Genomic DNA, 16,815 nt, shown 5'->3' on the forward strand with positions numbered 1-16,815 from the left:
TTAGCTGAGTTAATAAGTTTGCAAAAAGTCTTGAATAGTTTGATAGATTAAATAAGCTTGTTCTGGGGAAAAGTTACCATGTCCTGCCCCTGTTAAGGTTAATAATTGATTAGGAACCCTAAAGTCATCTAACTTTTGGTGCATTTTAACCGCTTGTTGATAGGGAACTAATTCATCTTGATTTCCATGAATTGTTAATACAGGGGGTAATCCAGAGCGAACATAATTAATCGGGGAAATTTTATGAGCTAATTCCTCGATATTGGGTTGTTTTCCAAACCAAAAAACTGCATAATCTTTGCGATTAATTCCGCTTAGAATATCGTTAACATCCATAATCCCAAACAAATTAATAATGGCAGCAACGTTTAGTTTGGGTAAGTTTTCAGAGTGATTGTAATCAGAGATTTCAGTCAATCTATCGAATCCAGCAGAATTGGGTAAAATACTACATAAAGTTGCTAAATGTCCTCCGGCTGAACCCCCAATTACAACAATTTTATTGAGGTCAAATTGATATTTAGACCCATTGGAAAATACCCAACGCAAGGCACAACGAACATCTTCAACCGCCGCCGGAGCTAACGCGACAGTTCCTAAACGATATTCAACATTAACAACAGACCATCCTTGAGTTAAAAACGGAATCAATTGTGGAAGCACTTCCTCCTTGGTTCCCGATATCCACCCTCCTCCATGAATGGCAACTAAGGTTTTATTTGTTCCTGTGAGGTTTCTGGGCTTATAGATATCCAAATAAACCCTAACATCATTGATTTGACGATAGGCAATATTGGGGTAAACCTCTAACCCCTCGAAAAAGAAACGTCCCAGTTCAGCAAAATTGGACATAAATATAAATTAGGTTAGGCGTTCAAATCCTGATAGGGGGTGTCAACAATCCGATACAATAAGCCTTAATTATCATAAATGGAGATGCAATACATGACAGGAGAAATCTTCTCAACCGCCCTGGTCTGCTTTTCTTTAATTCTCGTCGGTCTTGGTGGTGGCTTTCTGTTACTGAAAATCCAAGGCGGAGAATAGGGGAGTAGGAGGAGCCGGGGGAGCCGGGGAGGTGGGAGAAAATTGGTTTTTGGCCTGTACCTTTATTTCCTCTGTTTCCTCTGACTCCTCAACCGTCAACAGTCTAACTGGGATAGTCAGCATTGCTCGGTGGGTGACAAATATCTGGATAAAACCCCGCACCCAATCAATAACCTCGCCTACTTCAGCAATTATCGCCTTTGCTGCGTCTAAATCTTCTGCCTGAGACGCATGATAGTGCGCTCTGATTAAGGGCTTAATATCCTCAATATTTTGCCATTCAGATTTAGGTTTGAGCGGAATACTGATATAATAACGATAAGCTTGACGATGGGCTATGCTGACATTTTTAGGGTTTTGATTCAACAAGCGATCGCCTTTTTCTTGGACTAGGGGATGCAATTTATAGGATTCGCGTTGGCAATCATAATATAGCAATTGCCGACGCTTGAGAGCCAGGATAATATTTTCTTTGAGTTCATATTTACTCACTTCTGGCATTTGAGTAGCAATTGCAGCAAAAGATAGGGGATATTCTGAAGTTTGATAGACAGAAATTCGGCTCAGACAAGTTTGCTCTATTTCACTAAGACGCGCTATTATTTCATCAATTAACTTTTTGATATCTCGGATTAATAACCAGTCTCTATCCTGCAAAAATTTTCCTACATTTCCCTGAAATTCGTCATCATCCCGAATTAAGGAAGCTACCAATTGCAAGGCTTTAGGATGTCCTTGATAGCGTGCTGATAATTCGGCTAATTCTTCTTCATTCCCTGTTAGATTAAAATATTTTAATAAGGTAATTGCTGCATCTTGATTGAGTCCATTTAGCTGGATTTCACGGGTAAGACTTGGTGGTAATTCCGCTAAACTTTCACGACTGGTGAATAGGATTTTGCTTTGATGTTCTGTTTCTAATAGTTGTTTGAATAACCAAGCATATTCGGTACAATTTTCGGAGAAATAACCAGCAGCTTTTGCCTCTCCTGCTTTCAAAAGTGTGTCAGCGCGATCGAAAACGAGCAAGCAATGTTTTTCTCTAAGGATTTTGAGCAGATTTTCAGTTTTTTTGCCACAGTCATTTTCAGCAGTAATGTCGCCGTTGGAAAGGGTAAATAGCAGGGAGTCAATTATGCGATCAAAGGGCGGTGCTTTACCTGTTGCCGATTCTAATGATTGCCAAACGACGGCGGTAAAGCAGGTATTTTCTGTGTGTAATTGGCGGATTAATTGGCTGATCAGGGAGGTTTTTCCGATACCTGGTAATCCAACAATTGAGATAGCTGTGATATCTGAGTTAGTAATAGAAGCTTTTAAAATATCAAGTTCTTTTGTGCGATTTACCCAATTTCTCACGGGGGGTAAATTTTCAGGGAGGGGGAAGTTTTTATCAGTTTCAGAGTTTAGGGGGATATCTGCGATCGCGGCAGCTAAAAGTGGTTCTGTTTTCTTAATTTTATAGCCTTCAGCTATGTATTCCCAGTTTTCTATTTCTACTGCTTTGCAAATATTGATAAAGTTCTCTCGTCTAATTCCTATTCTAGCCCAAAACCGCTTTAAGGTAGCTGTTGAAACTAAAGCAGCGAGACACCAAGCATCTTCAGTTTTATTCCATCCGAGATTGCGTCTTACCATGTCCATGATTTTTAGCCCTTCTTCAGACGCCCTGAGTAAACCCGCCATTACGCAACCTCTTACTCATTCAATTTGCTGTTGGAATTTGACTTTTCACCCACTCACGAAATAAGCCAATCCAAGCATTTTCCCTAGTCGTTTTCTTGAGTTCCAAAAAGTGCATAATGTCACTTTGAGAAAGAAAGGGAAAAGTAGGAGATTTATTGGTTTCTCGGTAGGCTTCTCCTTCTAATTGATAGAATGTTATATTTTTTCCATCATACCGCCAAACTTCCGGCACACGAAAAGCTTTATACAGTTCTAATTGATTAATAGAGCTACTGGTAATATCAATTTCAATAATTAAATCCGGTGGTGGGTCTTGTTGCAGGTCAATTTGCTCTTTATCCCAGACTAAAGGTTCATTTTGAATGTAGTAACATTGATCGGGTTCAAAACCTCTGTTTAAATCTTGACGTTGGCAAGTTCTCGAACCCAAACTCCTAACTTCAATATTTAATTCTTCAGTCAGAGTTTCTACCAAACGGCCTAATAGTTTTTTGTTACCTTCATGGGGATCTAAAGGGGTCATAATTTCTAGTAAACCTTGGTCATAAATCAACCGAATCCCCGGCTGTTCCGCTAAATCTTCTAACAGCAATTGATAGGTTTGCCAACTAATATTTTTCAAAAGAACATGATCCGCAAGGGGACTTTGTTTCTCTTGGGGTGGCTGAATCAGGGTGGCTGTCATCTGTGATACCTGCCCGATAATGTGCGATCGCAACGATTATATCATGCTTTTGTGGCAAAAATGAACCAAAAGAGCCAAAAGAGCCTTTTATATTGAGCCAAATGGTGAGCCATTGAGCCGATACAGTGTAGGGATTCGGGAGTATTCTGAAATGATGAGTTAGGCTTTCACCTATGTTGAGAACAATATCAAGTTTTATTACAAAATCAGTCGTCGAGCATAAAAAAGGCAAAACCGCCCAAAGAGGTATATATCCCTCTTCTGTCACTCTCCGAAATCAACAAGTAATAAAAAGTAGAGTTATCCATTGGGAAAATAAGATTGAAATTGATTAATATTCTCAATTAATTTATGAAAACCCACTAATAAATGGCGGTCGGGAAAAATATCTAGCCACGGGACAATCAACCACAATATAATAGTAGGCTGAATTATTAAACGCAGATTATTTAAAACATTTTTCCATCCCTCTTTATGATTCCATTGTCGGTGATTCGAGCAATCTGCGGTGTTTTTTTTGCTCTCAGATTCTCGGGGAATACCTTGACTTAAAGACCGGAAAACTTCGGAGTTGAAACTAATCATTAAATACACACAGAAAATGATTTCCCACCATTTTTCTATATCGGGAAAATCCGTCAACCGATAATCAGTCCAACCCAGTTCTTGTTTACATTGTCGAAATCCATATTCCACCCATGTTCTTAACCCGTATAAATTACCTAATGTCTTTTTAAGCTGGCTTCTGTTCTCTGTTAAATTTGTCATCACAAACGAAGTTGAGGCTTCTGGCATCGTTTCTGGATCTGTGGTAATTTCCCAATAGGTTCTCGGACTTCTTTTCCCAAATATGATTTCTCTAATATATCTAGTTTCTGATTCTTTGTTTCATCAATTATTACTATAATCTTCTCTTCTTTCAATCCTTTTAGAGTTCGAGCTAATCTTCTTTCCTTTAATTCCCTTGCTGACCAAGGCGAATTGGCTAAAAAATGATGGAGTGATTGTGGCGATCTAATTCCTACTATTTTAGCAATTTCCGGTAAAGATTTTCTCGGAATTGGTGAGATGATTCCTAGATGTAAGTATTTAAAACATTCGTAACTTCTAACTTCTGGGAATAGGTCTTTATAACCTTGGCAATATTCATCAATCACGGAAACTGTTGGTTGTGCATCTCGGGCTAAATGTTTGAGCATCTGTAATTCTACATCCATTACCCTATCTCCCTTCTAGCTACCCATCTGGTTTATTTTCTAATTTTACTCCTCGGAGACTGACAGAAGAGGGCTATACAAACATCTTTGGTGTTGTTATCAACACGCAGCCAGAGATTGTGAAAAATGCCTTATTTACTATCCCCCTGAACGATCCAATCATGCAGATAGGATAATGCTGTGGCATAGTTAACTATCTTTCCGTCCTAGTAATATTAAGAAGTGCGATCACGCTGACTTACAACTAAAAGAGCGATCGCACTTCAGATTAAAATAAGCCAACAATATCTAATGTGTTATAATCAAATAAAACTCTACCTTAGTGAGTTTTACCTAATTTTATAATAGCTGAAAAATATGTTTTGGATTTTGAAAAACTTAATCAGTACAGATCCACAAGGATGCCTGAGTTTAAACCTCGAACCCAAGTCAACAAAGTATCGCGTTCTCATCAACGAAGCCGGACAAATTTTATTAGACCCAATAACCAATATACCTGATCGTGAACAGTGGTTATGGCAAAACCCCGAAGTGTTAGCTTCAGTCAAGTGTGGTCTCGCACAAGCAGCTAAAGGTGAAGTACACGATTTGGGTGACTTTTCTGAATATGCTGATCTGGAGATTGAAGAGGAATGAATTTTCGGATAGAATTTTCTTCATCAGCTAGAGATAGTTTAATTAATCTTCAAGAACTCGATGCAAAAAAATACAATAAAGTGCTGAAAACACTTGGATTAATGGCAACTAATTTACGCCATCCCAGCTTGAAAACTCATAAATACGACACATTATCAGGCCCTAATGGAGAAGAAATATTTGAGGCTTACGTCGAAAACAAAACCCCAGCAGCGTTTCGAGTTTTTTGGTATTATGGCCCAGACAAAGGAGTAATCACAGTTATTGCCATTACGCCTCATCCTTAAAGTGCGATCGCGCCCCTTGACGAAAAAGTCTACAGGGCCAATCTTCAAATTTTTGTAAAGTTTTGTAAAAAAATGAGAGAATGTTTGATACCATACTTAATAAACTTTAAGCTTCAAACTGGTATTCATGACTTTATTAATTGTCGGTGCGACTGGCACGTTGGGGAGACAGGTGGCGCGACGAGCGCTCGATGAAGGGTATACCGTGCGTTGTTTAGCACGCAGTTACCGCAGAGCCGCGTTTTTAAAGGAATGGGGGGCAGAACTGGTTCCAGGGGATTTATGCGAACCGGAAAGTTTAAAAGCTGCATTAGAAGGGGTAACAGCCGTTATTGATGCGGCTACCGCCCGTCCTACGGATTCATTAGGGATTAAACAAGTAGACTGGGAAGGAAAAGTTGCTCTGATTCAAGCTGCCGCAGAAGCGGGAGTGCAACGATTTGTGTTCTTTTCGTTTTTGGATGCTGAGAAATATCCTCAAGTACCCTTATTAGAAATCAAGCGCTGTACCGAACTATTTTTAGCTGAGTCCGGTTTAAAATACACCATTCTAAGACCTTGTGGATTTTTTCAAGGGCTCATTGGTCAATATGCCATTCCCATTTTAGATAAACAAGCGGTTTGGGTTCCGGGGGTCAGTTCTCCCGTTGCCTATATGGATACCCAAGATATTGCTAAATTTGCAGTTAAGGCCTTATCCGTCCCTGAAACTGAAAATAGAAGTTTCCCAGTAGTGGGTTCCAAAGCTTGGACGGCTGAGGATATTATTGCGTTGTGTGAACGGCTCTCTAACAAACAAGCTAAAATTACCCGTACCCCAACGGAAATCCTGCGTCTATTCCGCCAAGTTACCCGTTGGTTTCAGTGGACTTGGAATGTGTCAGACCGTCTTGCTTTTGCGGAAGTCTTAGCCAATGGTCAGTCCTTACAAGCTTCAATGGATGAAACCTATGAAGTTTTTGGCATTGATTCCAAGGAAATCAGCACCTTAGAGTCTTATCTGCAAGAATACTTTAGTCGAATTATGAAAAAACTTAAAGAATTAGAATATGAACAGGAAAAGCTCAAAAAACGCAAAAAAAGGAGCAATCCCTTCAAGCCCCTCTAACTCAACGCAATCGCCCAAAGACAGGGTATGCTTTAACCATCGTTAAATTTTTGTCTCCGATCAGAATTGGGATGTCCATCCTGGTTCTGAGACAGACTCTAATTCTGTTTAAACCCAATTTAACAAAACTTCGCGTGTCAAAAGTAGGGATTATTTACAATGACGCCAAACCCGCCGCTTGTCGTGCTGCGACCGAGATCAAAGACAAGCTAAAAGGGCGGGGGATGAAGGTTTGCACGGCACCTGGAACAGGGGGAATACTCGGTTATGCCACTCAACCTCATCCTTTACACCGAACTCCCATTGATAAAATTGCCCCTCCCGATTTTGATCAGGAGATGATGTTTGCGATTGTTCTCGGTGGGGATGGTACAGTTCTCTCAGCATCTCGGATACTGGCTCCTCAAGGCATTCCTTTGTTGGCGGTGAATACAGGTCACATGGGATTTTTAACGGAAACCTACCTGAATCAACTGCCTCTGATCTTAGAACAAGTTCTTGAAGGAAACTACATTGTTGAAAATCGCACGATGATTGCGGTTGAGGTGTGTCAGGCAGACCAAGTGCTGTGGGAAGCGTTATGTTTGAATGAAATGGTACTGCATCGGGAACCCATGACCTGTATGTGCCATTTTGAAATCAAAATTGGTCGTCATGCTCCGGTGGATATTGCCGCCGATGGGGTGATTATTTCGACTCCGACGGGTTCAACCGCTTATTCCTTATCCGCCGGAGGTGCGGTGGTGACACCAGGGGTAGAAGTGCTGCAATTACTCCCCATCTGTCCCCATTCTCTGGCTTCACGCGCTTTAATTTATGGGGAAACCGAACCCGTAATTATTTATCCGGCTAGTCCAAATCAGTTAGTGATGGTGGTGGATGGGAATGGAGGTTGTTATGTTCTTCCTGAATATCAGGTCAGAGTCAAGAGATCGCCCTATCATGCTAAGTTTATTCGTCTCCATCCTCCCGAATTTTTCCAAGTTCTCCGCGAAAAATTAGGCTGGGGACTGCCTCATATTGCCAAACCCACTTCTGTAGAATTACCCTAGGGAGGGGACGGGGGGACAAGGGGATGGGGGGACAAGGGGATGGGGGATGGGGAGACAAGGGGACGGGGGGACAAGGGGATGAGGGGATGAGGGGATGGGGAGACAAGGGGATGAGGGGACAAGGGGACAAGGAGATGGGGGGATGAGGGGAGCAGGGGGAGAGAGGGAGGAGTGCTATCCTACCTTAGCTCGCTGACTTTGAATAGCTAATTGTCAATAGCCAACTGTCAACAATTAACCATCAACAATCAACAAATCAATGAGTAAGTTGGGGTTAGATCATCATCCATCGATTTTAGTGATTGAGCCAGATGAAATGTTAGCTCAACAAATTAGCCTGGATTTAGAAGAAGCGGGTTATTATCCGATTGTGGCTAGTAATCGAACAGTTGGTTTACATCAGGCTACGGAATTACAACCCGCATTAATTGTAATTGACCGACTGTTGGCAGGAGAGTCAGGACTGTCTCTGTGTCGTCATTTAAGGGATTTGGGAAACCATACACCTTTGTTAGTATTAATGGCAAAAGATGCCATCGAAGATCGGATCGCCTGTTTGGAGTCAGGAGCCGATGACTATTGTTTAAAACCCTATCGGACGGAGACTTTTTTAGAACTGGTCAATCTGTATTTGAAGCCTGCGACTAGCAATAATGAACAATTGCGGTTTGGGGAGTTAGTCTTAGATTTAGCCACTCGTCGGGCACTTCGCAATGGTAGAACCATTGAACTGACAATGAAGGAGTATGAATTACTCAAATATTTAATGGAACATCCTCGCGAAGTTTTAACCCGTGAACAAATTTTAGAGAATGTCTGGGGTTATGACTTTCTAGGAGAGTCCAATGTTATAGAAGTTTATATTCGTTATTTACGGCTGAAAATTGAAGACGAAGGGGAAAAACGTTTAATTCAAACAGTTCGAGGCGTTGGATATGTCCTCAGAGATGGTTGACCATTGACAGTTGACGGTTCAAAATCAGCGACCAAAGACGGTCGCACCCCCTCCCCTCTTCTCTTCTCCCCCTGTCCCCTTGTCCCCTTGTCCCCTTGTCCCCTTGTCCCCTTGTCCCCTTGTCCCCTTGTCCCCTTGTCCCCTTGTCCCCTTGTCCCCTTGTCCCCTTGTCCCCTTGTCTCCTCTTCTCTTCTCCCCCTGTTCCCTGTTCCCTGTTCCCTTAAAAAAAATACCAAAGTTGCCTAAGATGTTGTACAATCTTTTTTCGCTGATGATACGGATTTTTTGAGAGCGTTGAACATTCAACTGTTAGTGGGATTTGAGCAGGGTTTAATCTTGGCTTCTATCCCCACAGCCTTAGTCTCGATAGGTTTTGGGGTGGTTGGTATTCTATGGATTAGCTGTTCATCGCTGTTTTCATCGGTTTCAACAGCACAATTCTTGAGTTTAGGAACTGCCCTTTTTGATGTTCCTGCACAAGCCCAAAACAATCAGGGTCAAATGTTACCCATTACGGCTCAAGCGAAAATTGGGGGCCAAGTGATTCAGCTTGAAGTGGCTAAAACCCCCCAGCAACAAGCGTTAGGCTTAATGTATAGAACCGCTTTGGCTGATGATCGGGGAATGTTATTTCCCTTTGATCGACCTCGCGTTGTGGGATTTTGGATGAAAAACTGCAAAATTCCTCTGGATATGATTTTTCTTCGCAATGGGGTTGTTAAAGCGGTTCAGGTCAATGCTCCCCCTTGTCAGCAGGAACCTTGTCCCACTTATGGCCCTGATGTGGCGGTGGATCAAGTGATTGAACTGCGGGGAGGACGTTCTCAAGAATTGGGGATTAAAGTGGGCGATCGCATTGCGATCACAGTTGTAGATTTTCAGCAATAAGCCTTGAGTTTAAAAAACTTTACAAAAGTTCATGTAATTTGTTAAAACTTTAATGCTAAGGTCTACACAACAGTAGACAAATTTGCTAAGCTGTCTACTCCAAACAACTGTTAAGCGTACCCGCAGTGAACCCTATACAGTTGATTCGTTCTTCTTAGGTGTGAGGAAACACTCATCAAGCCCAGGAAATTGTTCCACGACAATCTTGATCGGTTGTCAAGGCTAATCTTGAGTCAAGTTCGCTTCAGTGAGCGAGGTAGGGTTTAATAACGATGACACGGTGACTCTAAAGTTTAGAGTTCTGTGATTTCTCTCGTTTGACAGGGAAACTGTTCTGTCAGCAGACAGATTAATTTTAATAGCTGCACCTGTTCTACTGGTTAGTAATTCTTTGAGACAGCTAACCTGTGACAGAACAGAATGTGGCTAGTTCTCAATTGTGCGGAATTTTAATCGCAACTAATGTAGATGTGTGAGGAGAAAACTGAGGGAACAATTGTATAAAACTGCAATTGTTTTCAGACAACTTAACATCCCAAAATTAATGTTCTGAAGTTGGCAAACTCAGACTTTATAAACATCTCAATTTATAACAAAAGGCGATCAGCCTCGTTTATCAAAAAAATTTTTTAATCCCAAGATGGATTTTATATTAGGAGGTGAATGTTAAAATGACACCAATCAATTACTCTCGGTTTATTCGTTTTTTACAAGAAGATTTATCGCTTTCTCCTGACTCTATTGCGATGGCAGAACGAGCTAATCATCCGGCGGAATCTCAACATAAATATCCCGATGCTAGTCCGTTATCTATGACCCTGTGGCAATATGGTTTAGTCACATTGGAACAGTTAGATAAAATCTTCGACTGGTTAGAAACTGCCTAATTTAGGATGGGATATTGCTAATTTTAATAATTCCCAGAAGTATCGAGAAGGTGGGCTATGCCCACCCGACTCAATATTAAATTAAGATTCAGCTAACACACGAGCCGCCGCAGCCACTCCCGCACCAGGAGTAAACCCTTCATAACCGAGTTCCCGTAACGCAGCTTCTAGCGCCGCAATTGCTGTTAGAATATCGCGATCGCTAACAAATCCTAAATGACCAATACGGAAAATTTTACCCTTGAGGTGATCCTGTCCTCCGGCTAAAATAATATCGAATTTCTTCTTAACAACCGCCCGAACATCTTCAGCATTTAACCCTTCAGGCGGAGCAACAGCCGTAATGGCAGGACTGGCACATTCATCGGCTGCAAATAATGATAATCCTAATGCTTTAACGGCTTCCCGGCTAATTTTAGTTAACCGTTGATGACGGGCAAAAATATTCTCTAGCCCTTCTTTTTTCATCATTTGTAACGTGACTTGTAAAGCAAAAAACAAGTTCACCGGAGGGGTAAAAGGATTGGTATTTTTCTTAGCAGATTTGCGATATAAACCCAAATCTAAATAGTAGCGAGGAAGGTTAGCATTTTTATACGCTTCCCAGGCTTTCTCACTGACTGAAACAAATCCTAAACCAGGGGGAATCATATACCCTTTTTGGGAACCGGAAGCAACAACATCAATCCCCCATTCATCGATAGGAAGATGCACCGCCCCTAAGCTAGTAACGGCATCGACAATCATTAACGCCCCATGGGCTTTAACATGGCGATTAATGGTTTCTAAATCGTTAATTACACCTGTAGACGTTTCGCTGTGGGTGATAATAACGGCTTTAATTTCTTTGTTAGTATCTGCTTCTAATTTCGCCCGAAATTGTTCAGGGTCGAGGGGTTGTCCCCATTCAGCCGTAACGGTATCGACTTCTAACCCGTAGGCGGTGGCGACTTCGGCCCAACGTTCGCCGAATTTCCCATTACAACCGCATAACACCTTTTCCCCGCGACTGAGGAAATTAATAATTCCGGCTTCCATTGCCCCAGTGCCACTGGCGGTTAAAATCAGCACATCATTTTGGGTTTGGTGTAACCATTTCAGGTTCGCCGTCACTTCCTCCATGATTTTGCTAAAATCCCCACTGCGATGTCCGATGGGGTGTTTTGACAGTGCTAATAAAGCCTGTTCAGGAACGGGGGTTGGCCCCGGAATCATCAACATTAATTTATCGTCCATTGTCTGTTTTTACTCTTTATGGGTTCGCTGTTTTGTGTAAGTCACAGAAGGAAATATTTTCCCTCAAAATTGCAACTTAATTCTCAATTGGTGAATTCTTCTTTCCACCCTTTATCCCTCTGGTAAATTAATCTGTTCGGGATTAATTTCATTCAAAGACCAGCGATAGTCAACGGGGAGATTTGCTTGAATACAGCTTTGCTCTAATTGCTTGTGTAGGGCGACGGCTTTCCGTAAGGTAATAATCAATTGATCAACCTTCTCGTATTGAGGAGAGTTCCGTTTAACTGCAAACCTCGTTTTTCGTTCTAGAAATTGCAGGAGCAGTTCATAATGAACATAAGCAGGAAGAGGAATCGGTTCCATCAACTTTAACTAAATCTCCAGTAAACCAGACTGCATGATCAATTGAAAGATCGAGGGCTTCAATGGGGTTAAAAATTATCTCAGGATGAGAATATTCAACTCAGGAAACAGGATTTCACTGTCGTTTCCCTATAATACACTAAGAGGTAATCAGTTGATTTAAGGCAACACCTGGATCGGGTTGCTTCATGAAAGATTCCCCAATCAAAACGGCTCTCGCCCCGGCTTGGGTGACTAAATTGAGATCCTCACGGGTATGAAGTCCTGATTCACTCACCACTAAAATATCACGGGATTGGAATTGCGATTGTCGGGTTTGTAACAATTGGCAAGTGGTTTGTAAATCAACGGTAAAATCTTGTAAATTGCGATTATTAATGCCGATTAAATTAACGCCATTTAAGCTTAAAACTCGATCTAATTCTTCGAGGGTATGGACTTCAATTAAAGCGGTCATTCCTAATACTTTTGCAATTTTGAGAAAATATTGTAAATCTTGATCGGATAGAACCGCAGCAATTAATAAAACCGCATCGGCTCCATGATATCGCGCTAAATAAATTTGATAAGGATAGATAACAAAATCTTTACAAAGTAAGGGTAAATCAACAACAGCCCGAACTTTAGCTAGATTTTCAAAACTCCCTTGAAAGAATTTTTGATCGGTTAAAACCGATAAACAACTTGCGCCTCCTTGCTGATAGGATTTTGCGATCGCAACGGGGTCAAAATCTTCTCGAATTACGCCTTTACTGGGGGAGGCTTTTTTAACTTCAGCGATGACCGCAGGTTGAGTTTGACTAGATTTTAATGCTTCAAAAAAGTTACGGGGTGCAGGAATTGTATTGACTTTTTGTTTTAATTGTTCTAAGGGTAAACGTTCCCTTAAGTCGGTGATTTCTTTTTCTTTATACCAAATAATTTCTTCTAAAATATTCTGAGGTTCTGCACCAGGGACAGCAACCTGATAGCGTAAGTTTAATACTTCAACAGCAGGATTAGGTGGACGACGACGAATAGAGACCATAGAAGTTGAGGAGGTTTATTGTTTAACTCGACTGTCTTAAATTATAATCCTAATATGAGCTTAAATCCTTGAATCTTATCTTAACTTTCGGGTAAATCTCCAAATTGTTCTCGATATTTTGCTAATAAAGCTTCGGCTTCTGTTGCTACTTCTTCAGGAGTGGGGAGAAGTTTACCTTCAGAAGTAAAAAAACGCAATTGAGAGTTATGAACGCCTAAAAATAATTCTAATTGTTGACTCCATAACCATCCTTGAGAGTTGGGTTCAAGGGGTTGGTATTGTCCATCAACTAAATGAAATCCTGCTAACTCTAAAGTTTCAGGATCAAACCAAAAATAATCAAAAGTTCGGAATGTATCTTGATACAGTTGTTTCTTGAAACCTTTATCAATTTCTGCGGTGGAGGGAGATAATAGTTCAATAATAATATTAGGATATTTCCCTTCTTCCCACACAACCCAACTTCGGCGAGGTTTGCGTTCTGTGTTCAAAACCACTAAAAAATCTGGCCCTCTAAAATGTTCTGATTTTTTTTGATTGGGGCTAAAATAAACAGTGAGATTACCTGCTGAAAAATAATCATTGCGCTCACGCCACCACCAGTCAAGGCATTTTAATAAAAGTATCAGTTGTTGTAAATGTAAGTAACTTTCCAATGCTGGTTCCTCACTCCACAAATTACCGGGTGGAAATATAATATCATCAAATTCCTCTTGTTCTGACGCTAGAAAGAGGGAAGGTTCGTTATAAATAATAGACATAGACTGTTTAACCGACTCACGATAGATATAGTTTAGCTTAAAATTAATTTAATAGCGTTATTTTAAAAAAAATACGCCTATTAGCGAAATCAAGTTAATTAAGAGGGATGACTCTTTTTCAGTAATTTAGAAATAAAAGGAATAGATTCTATATTAAGATTTTTTATTTCTGGATGCTCTTGAATACTGTTAATGATTACATCCGTTAAATGATATTGAGGGTTATCTCCATAATTTAAAGTTAAATATCCTAAGAGTTCTAAAGCATAATCATAGAACATAAAAATATCAGCGATACAAGCCAATTTTAGAATATTATCAGGGGTTTTAAAACCTAAATTTTGATCCGGTCGAATTAAATCTCGAACATAAAACCCATCTGTCCATACTAATTGTCCAGGGTGTTGACGAGACATCAATGTAATTCCTTGACGACGACCATTCCATCGTTTTCCAAAGTCGAGGAGGGTAAACCCTTGATTTCTAAGATAAATATCAACTTCTGCAAATAACGGTTGATTTTTATAGAGTTCTATAAATGAAACTTCCACTAATATCATTAAAATTTGATGTTCTAACAGTTGAGAACACCCTTCTAAAACGTTTAATTCTCCGCCTTGGACATCCAACTGAAGAAAATCAATTGATGTGGTTTTATCTTGAAAAAACTCATCTAGGGTTGTGGTTTTTACAGAAGTTGTAGAGATTAATTTATGACGTTCAGCATATTCATCTAAACGATTAATCACTAATTCATTGGGAGGATATAAGGAACTACATTCTGGATGTTGGGTTTGATATAAAGTTTGAGTTCCTGACGTATTCCAAACCGCTAAAGGAATATGGGTTTCTGTCCAGTTTATCTTTTTTTGTGCTAATTGTTGATTGCGGTCTTGACAAGCTTTTTCATCCGCATCAAAACCATAAATGGTTAAACCAGGGGCAAAAATTTCCCACCCTTGATGGGAATAATCAATATCAATAAATTCTTGAACCTGACGCGAACCTACAATACATAAAGTTAGGTCAATCTGATCTAAATATCCCGATTGTTTTAAATATTTAACAAAGATAGACATAAGATAAAAATGATTTGTGATCAAAACCTGTCGGGGTGGCGTCCCTCCCAACCCTCTTTTCACCTGTTTAAATTTGGGTAGGGAAACCCTGTCCCCTACAGGGGGAAGTAGGGGGAGAGGAGAAGAGGGAAGAGGGGGAATGGTTAACATCTGTAAAGACGCACCTGGGGGAGTTGATGCCGTAAGTCCCCAGCACGTCTAACAACTGATAACTGATAACTGATAACTGACAACACTCAACCTTCTTGAAATAAAGGTGTACTCAGGTAACGTTCGCCGAAACTCGGTTGAATCATCACAATCAGTTTGCCTTTATTTTCAGGGCGTTTACCAACTTCAATGGCAGCATACAATGCCGCACCGGAGGAAATTCCTGATAAAATCCCTTCTTCTCGCGCCATGCGACGGCCAAAAATCATGGCATCCTCATCCCGAACTTGAATCACTTCATCAATGAGATCAACATTCAAAACGGGAGGAATAAAGCCAGCCCCAATGCCTTGAATTTTATGGGGCCCTGGTTTACCCCCGGATAAAATTGGACTATTGGCAGGTTCTACTGCAATAGCTTGAAAATTCGGTTTACGTTGTTTGAGGACTTCGGCTACTCCGGTTAATGTACCTCCGGTTCCCACCCCAGAAATGAGAATATCGACACAACCATCGGTATCCGTCCAAATTTCCTCAGCCGTTGTTTTGCGGTGAATTTGGGGGTTAGCCGGGTTGCGGAATTGTTGTAACATATAGGCATCGGGCAGGGTATCCACAATTTCCTGAGCCCTTCTAATACAACCACTCATCCCTTCAATACCGGGAGTGAGTTCTAGTTCTGCCCCATAAGCCTTTAACATCGCCCGTCGTTCTGAACTCATGGTTTCTGGCATCGTTAAAATTAAACGATAGCCTCTAGCTGCGGCGACCATAGCCAGGGCAATTCCAGTATTCCCGGAGGTGGGTTCCACTAATACAGTTTTACCGGGGGTGATCAGCCCTTCTTTTTCCGCGACATTAATCATATTCACCCCAATTCGATCTTTGACGGAAGAGGCGGGGTTCATCCCTTCTAATTTCACAACAATTTGAGCCACACATCCTTCCGCCTTGGGAATTCGGTTCAGTTGGACTAAAGGAGTGTGACCCACTAATTCAGTAATGTTATGAGCGATACGCATATTGAGACTCGAATAAAGAACAATGATACAAGCAGTCTGAGGAACTCATACCTAACCATTCAGATGTAATACATAATATCCTTCTGTTGTCGGGCATCTCTTTGTTCACACAAGTCTTTTAAGGTGTATTTCTGTAACACAGAGTTAGCCATTTGCTCTGCTTCTTGCCAAAATTCCCAAATGATTGCACTTTCAACGGTATTGAGGCAAGAATTTTGAGGGGCTGCTTCGGGATCTGTTCCTTCTAAGCAGTTGACCACATCAAATAGAGTAATTTTCCCCGGTTCCTTGGCCAGATAATAGCCTCCTTTGGAGCCTCGTTGACTGCGAACGATGCCACAGCGCCGCAAGGTTGCCAGCAATTGTTCGAGATAGCGATCAGGAATATTATGCTGGGCTGCAATTTGGCGAACCTGCCTGGGTTCAGGATCATCATAGTGAGTTGCCAATTCGATCAGGGCGAGAAGGGCATACTGACTTTTACAGGAGAGTTCCACGCAGAAATCATTAACAACTGTTTCACTTTTTTAGTATACCCCAGTTTTCCTCTCGGAATACAGGAATTAAACGGGAAATATGTAGATCCCTGTTAAGCTGTTCCCGGTTTGATCTCAAAACGCAACGAATTTATCGGTTTTTGGGATCAATCAATAACAATTAATAAGTTTCATATCTTATATTAAATTATTCTTTTTAAAAAAAATTAATATAGGGTTTATCTGAATT

The 16,815-nt window shown here is 40.9% G+C and carries 18 protein-coding genes and 1 pseudogene; 8 read left to right on the forward strand and 11 right to left on the reverse strand.

The features are described 5' to 3' along the window. Positions 1 to 9: 9 nt before the first annotated feature. Positions 10 to 852 (reverse strand): alpha/beta hydrolase, encoded by an 843-nt coding sequence (locus NMK36_RS28255; RefSeq protein ID WP_072717449.1) that lies wholly within the window; start codon positions 850 to 852, stop codon positions 10 to 12. A gap of 93 nt (positions 853 to 945) precedes the next feature. Here NMK36_RS28255 and petM point away from each other — a divergent pair, with 93 nt between their 5' ends. After that, complete coding sequence (gene petM / locus NMK36_RS28260) at positions 946 to 1,047, forward strand: cytochrome b6-f complex subunit PetM (protein ID WP_072717448.1); 102 nt, start codon at positions 946 to 948, stop codon at positions 1,045 to 1,047. On the opposite strand, the gene NMK36_RS28265 is transcribed toward petM, so the two are convergent. The 3 genes and pseudogenes from NMK36_RS28265 to NMK36_RS28275 form a co-directional block, all read right to left on the reverse strand. Then, entirely contained in the window at positions 1,021 to 2,733 is a 1,713-nt protein-coding gene (locus tag NMK36_RS28265; RefSeq protein ID WP_254175143.1) for an NB-ARC domain-containing protein, read from the reverse strand. The genes petM and NMK36_RS28265 overlap by 27 nt on opposite strands. Before the next feature lie 19 nt (positions 2,734 to 2,752). Then, positions 2,753 to 3,418 carry a Uma2 family endonuclease gene (locus tag NMK36_RS28270; protein WP_072717447.1) on the reverse strand — a complete coding sequence of 222 codons (666 nt, stop codon included), beginning with the start codon at positions 3,416 to 3,418 and terminating at the stop codon, positions 2,753 to 2,755. 300 nt (positions 3,419 to 3,718) lie between these two features. Further along, positions 3,719 to 4,635 (reverse strand): annotated as a pseudogene (locus tag NMK36_RS28275) (transposase). A 357-nt stretch (positions 4,636 to 4,992) separates the two neighbouring features. Here NMK36_RS28275 and NMK36_RS28280 point away from each other — a divergent pair. The 7 genes from NMK36_RS28280 to NMK36_RS28310 all read left to right on the forward strand — a co-directional run bounded on the left by NMK36_RS28280 (position 4,993) and on the right by NMK36_RS28310 (position 10,448). Next, positions 4,993 to 5,271 (forward strand): hypothetical protein, encoded by a 279-nt coding sequence (locus tag NMK36_RS28280; RefSeq protein ID WP_072718795.1) that lies wholly within the window; start codon positions 4,993 to 4,995, stop codon positions 5,269 to 5,271. After that, on the forward strand, positions 5,268 to 5,558 hold the full coding sequence (locus NMK36_RS28285; protein ID WP_072718796.1) for a type II toxin-antitoxin system RelE family toxin: 291 nt from the start codon (positions 5,268 to 5,270) through the stop codon (positions 5,556 to 5,558). The genes NMK36_RS28280 and NMK36_RS28285 overlap by 4 nt, the downstream gene beginning before the upstream one ends. 127 nt (positions 5,559 to 5,685) lie before the next feature. Next, a complete protein-coding gene (locus NMK36_RS28290) occupies positions 5,686 to 6,666 on the forward strand; it encodes an SDR family oxidoreductase (protein ID WP_072718797.1) in 981 nt (326 codons plus the stop codon). Positions 6,667 to 6,800: 134 nt separating this feature from the next. Next, entirely contained in the window at positions 6,801 to 7,718 is a 918-nt protein-coding gene (locus NMK36_RS28295) for an NAD(+) kinase (protein WP_072718798.1), read from the forward strand. A 259-nt stretch (positions 7,719 to 7,977) separates the two neighbouring features. Further along, positions 7,978 to 8,673 carry a response regulator transcription factor NblR gene (nblR, locus tag NMK36_RS28300; RefSeq protein ID WP_072720501.1) on the forward strand — a complete coding sequence of 232 codons (696 nt, stop codon included), beginning with the start codon at positions 7,978 to 7,980 and terminating at the stop codon, positions 8,671 to 8,673. 294 nt (positions 8,674 to 8,967) lie between these two features. Beyond that, positions 8,968 to 9,561 carry a DUF192 domain-containing protein gene (locus tag NMK36_RS28305; protein WP_437126707.1) on the forward strand — a complete coding sequence of 198 codons (594 nt, stop codon included), beginning with the start codon at positions 8,968 to 8,970 and terminating at the stop codon, positions 9,559 to 9,561. A 671-nt stretch (positions 9,562 to 10,232) separates the two neighbouring features. After that, positions 10,233 to 10,448 carry a DUF2949 domain-containing protein gene (locus NMK36_RS28310; RefSeq protein WP_072720499.1) on the forward strand — a complete coding sequence of 72 codons (216 nt, stop codon included), beginning with the start codon at positions 10,233 to 10,235 and terminating at the stop codon, positions 10,446 to 10,448. 81 nt (positions 10,449 to 10,529) lie between these two features. Here the strand turns inward: NMK36_RS28310 and NMK36_RS28315 are convergent, their stop codons facing one another. From NMK36_RS28315 to NMK36_RS28345, 7 genes are all read right to left on the reverse strand, one after another. Continuing rightward, the gene (locus NMK36_RS28315; RefSeq protein ID WP_193871567.1) at positions 10,530 to 11,684 is read right to left on the reverse strand and encodes a pyridoxal-phosphate-dependent aminotransferase family protein; all 1,155 of its coding nucleotides are present in this window, start codon (positions 11,682 to 11,684) and stop codon (positions 10,530 to 10,532) included. 111 nt (positions 11,685 to 11,795) lie between these two features. After that, the gene (locus NMK36_RS28320; protein WP_072717445.1) at positions 11,796 to 12,050 is read right to left on the reverse strand and encodes a DUF5340 domain-containing protein; all 255 of its coding nucleotides are present in this window, start codon (positions 12,048 to 12,050) and stop codon (positions 11,796 to 11,798) included. A gap of 139 nt (positions 12,051 to 12,189) precedes the next feature. After that, on the reverse strand, positions 12,190 to 13,077 hold the full coding sequence (gene trpC, locus NMK36_RS28325) for an indole-3-glycerol phosphate synthase TrpC (RefSeq protein WP_072717444.1): 888 nt from the start codon (positions 13,075 to 13,077) through the stop codon (positions 12,190 to 12,192). Positions 13,078 to 13,157: 80 nt separating this feature from the next. Next, on the reverse strand, positions 13,158 to 13,838 hold the full coding sequence (locus NMK36_RS28330) for a Uma2 family endonuclease (protein ID WP_072717443.1): 681 nt from the start codon (positions 13,836 to 13,838) through the stop codon (positions 13,158 to 13,160). A gap of 98 nt (positions 13,839 to 13,936) precedes the next feature. Further along, the gene (locus tag NMK36_RS28335; RefSeq protein ID WP_072718635.1) at positions 13,937 to 14,917 is read right to left on the reverse strand and encodes an FkbM family methyltransferase; all 981 of its coding nucleotides are present in this window, start codon (positions 14,915 to 14,917) and stop codon (positions 13,937 to 13,939) included. 236 nt (positions 14,918 to 15,153) lie between these two features. Then, the gene (gene cysK / locus NMK36_RS28340) at positions 15,154 to 16,089 is read right to left on the reverse strand and encodes a cysteine synthase A (RefSeq protein WP_072717442.1); all 936 of its coding nucleotides are present in this window, start codon (positions 16,087 to 16,089) and stop codon (positions 15,154 to 15,156) included. A gap of 59 nt (positions 16,090 to 16,148) precedes the next feature. Beyond that, on the reverse strand, positions 16,149 to 16,586 hold the full coding sequence (locus tag NMK36_RS28345; RefSeq protein WP_072717441.1) for an RrF2 family transcriptional regulator: 438 nt from the start codon (positions 16,584 to 16,586) through the stop codon (positions 16,149 to 16,151). Between the last annotated feature and the right edge of the window lie 229 nt (positions 16,587 to 16,815).

This window comes from Planktothrix pseudagardhii (genome assembly GCF_904830925.1).
GTDB lineage: Bacteria > Cyanobacteriota > Cyanobacteriia > Cyanobacteriales > Microcoleaceae > Planktothrix > Planktothrix tepida.